The organism is Paraglaciecola marina (genome assembly GCF_004360155.1).
GTDB lineage: Bacteria > Pseudomonadota > Gammaproteobacteria > Enterobacterales > Alteromonadaceae > Paraglaciecola > Paraglaciecola marina.
Genome location: NZ_SAIS01000050.1, coordinates 1 through 3,004 on the forward strand (window position 1 = coordinate 1; position 3,004 = coordinate 3,004).

Annotated in this window: 2 protein-coding genes; both read right to left on the minus strand. The window is 36.7% G+C overall.

Annotated elements, in window-relative coordinates; translation table 11 throughout:
- Nucleotides 1-160: 160 nt before the first annotated feature.
- Nucleotides 161-709, minus strand: a complete 549-nt coding sequence (locus EOK74_RS20545; RefSeq protein ID WP_166638815.1) for an Lcl C-terminal domain-containing protein — start codon at nucleotides 707-709, stop codon at nucleotides 161-163.
- A 27-nt stretch (nucleotides 710-736) separates the two neighbouring features.
- On the minus strand, nucleotides 737-3,004 hold a 2,268-nt coding region (locus EOK74_RS20550), incomplete at its 5' end, for an Lcl domain-containing protein (RefSeq protein ID WP_133472000.1).

Here is a 3,004-nt window from a genome sequence, read left to right on the forward strand (position 1 = left end):
TTTCTACTTATAACTGCTCCGACTTTCTGGGGGGATTACAAAGTCTTTATTGTCAAATTTACCGTTTACTACTCTAGTAACAAAAGCGCTTTTTACATAATTAAGTAATTTATGAGTCTATAATTTTTACTTATTTGAACTAGCTCAAAAATCACTGTATCTAATTTATATTTCTAACCAATCGAATTAAGGGGTGGTTAGTAGCTTCCCCGGAGTTTTTTTCAACTTCTCTAGAATTAAGACCCGTTTCAAAGTCTACAACCCAGGCCCGATTTGATCCGTTGTTGATGCCATTGTAAAAAACATTAGTAGTAGAAGACCAGTAGTAAGTAGAACTTGTATTTGGAAAGACCCCCTCATTAATTGAAGGTGAATGGCACCCAAACTCTACCAGAGATTCAAGCTCTTTTATATTAGGTAGTCGCCAATCACTTGATTCAGCATATACAAAAGTAGCAGCTTGCTCTAATGCATCTGACCAAATAAAGGAGGTAGCGTCGCCTATACATTGCCCAGTTTCCCAAACTTGCCCTAGTGAGCAAGTAGTCCATATTAACCCTGTGCCTAAATCCGTTACCGTTCCATCGTCATTATCAATAAAAGAAGCGTCCGGAGTCGTTAACTCGAGATTTTCTGGGCAGGTACCTAAGGCAACGTTAATTGAAAGTACATATAAAACCATAGTTAGTTTTATTCGATTTAGTCTCATAATGTTTATATCCATCTATAAAGAGGTTTATTCGCTTCTTACCAATATTAAGTAATGACTAGCACTTTTACTATCCAATGTATCCGAACCGTAGGCAACCAGCATAGCTAAGGCTTCTGAGACATCGCTAGGATTAGTCGTTGATGACCAGTAAAAATAAGTAAGTCCGGCTCCTTGGAGACTACCAAAATAGTTATTGTCTAGGGCGGGGCTAGAAGTCTCAAAGTGAATTAAAGATTGAAGTTGAGGCAGTGAAGGGATAGTCCAATCGGATGCTCCACATAAGCCAGTAGCGTTTACTTCTGTAACGTACTTTTCAGTATCACAATTGAGAGTGTCGAAGCATAAGCCACCATTTTCTGTTCCACTTACACCGCCATTACTGTTAACTTCGGAGCTGAACCACGTATATCTATGAGAACGGTCCCTTAAGCCACCATCACTGGCCTTAACTTCCCAGATTAACCCAGTAGTATTATCTTTAGTACAAGCCCAATCGGTAGCTGAATCATCTAACTCGTCACCGTTTACATCTAACTTAGTGAAATCAAAGCCTTCCCTGCCGGCACCAATTTTAGCTAAATTATTGGCAGCATTCAGTGCATCTCTTCCATAATTAGAATCGTCATCGGCTAAGTATTCTATTGTTAAACCAGTATCATTTAGTGCCCCTAGAATCACTTGTTGTTGCTCTGTTACCATTATTTCAATTTCGGCAAAAGTTAGAATCCCAGAATCTAGCTCTATACTTACAGTAGCTGTATATTGTCCAACATCAGTATATTCTTTAGATACAAATTGATTCGTATTAGACGTTTCATCTCCAAAGTCCCATGTAATGGCGCTAATATTTCCATAAGAATTTTCAATATCCACATTAAAGTCAATTGAGCTGTTTTGTTCATAAGACATAGTTGAAATAGGAGAATTTATAACTGCCATTGATGCGTAATTAGATTCACTAATTATAAGCTCTTGAATTAGGCCGGATAGAGTCATTAAACAGTTATAAGCTTGCGCGGTATTGCAACCAAGGTTTGTAATTGCTTGGGTATCTATCGCCCCCCAAGTTTGCTCAACATCTATATAATTCAAAGTTTGTATTAATGACGACTCACACATTGTTTCAGATACATCATCATTTACATTGTAGCTGCCAATACTTGATTCAATTGTGATCAAACAACTTACAAAGTTAATTAGGTTACTAGCTAACTTTGTATTGGTTCGCCATGTAATGTCACTAGAACCTCCTGTTGCAATATTACTTTTAACTTTTTCAACAAGAGATAGTGCAGATTCCAAAGTAACTTGTTTGAAATCAATTGTTGCTGTGCCCAAGACATTGCCGGAGACATCTTCAACACTTAAAACTACAGTCGAGCCAATATAATCGTTAAAGTAAATAGTCACATTCGAATCACCTAAATATAAGTATTCGATTAAATCATTATCAGTTAGGCTAAGTTTGTTCTGAGAATCAGCGTTACCAAAATATATTTCGTTCGCTGTACCACTATTACTAACCTGATATGTCAAATAATTAGACGTGTTCGGGTCGAAGAATACATCCTCTAATCCTTCTGAATTCAGTTCTAAGTTAACTTTATGTAAGCTGAGATTTAATGGCTGAATGGTTAAGGTAGAACTAAATAATGAAACCTGTTCCAGTATATCCTCAACCTCAAGAGAAACGTTAATTGATGTTTCAACTTCTACATTAGGTGAAGTAAAACCTAAAGATTGTGAGTCTTTTCCCGTTACCTCGATAGAACTATCAGACAAGTCCCAGAAGAAACTTAAAGCACTATCACTATCGTCTGTTGCTAAAGCATTAAATATAACGGGAAAATTTTCATATACACTAATAGCGTTTTGCAACTCAGAATAAGGCTCTAAATCATTGTTAGCAATGGATATTTGAATAGAGTCACTAGATGTCCCTCCTTCGTTATCAATGACTGTCACAACAAATGAAAGCGTCTCCTCATCATCTACTTGACCTGAGTTAAAGGTTGCTATTGATTGATTTGAATTTACAATATCAACAGCGTTTCCGGAAGATTGTACCCAACTATAACTTGTAACAGTACCATCAACGTCGTTGGCTAAACTAGTTAACGCTACTTCTGTGTTTTCTTCTACTAATTGGTCAACCCCAGTACTAACAGTTGGAAGATCATTGACAGGTAACACTGTAATATTAATCGTGTCTACAAAAATTGCAGCGTCATTATCAGTTACAGTAATTGTAAACTCAATTACCTCATTAGTTGTTACAGTTGGACTAACAAA

Bases quoted from the DNA above. Each gene is read 5' to 3' on its own strand.
- EOK74_RS20545 (WP_166638815.1), bottom strand. From the start codon at position 709: ATGAGACTAAATCGAATAAAACTAACTATGGTTTTATATGTACTTTCA.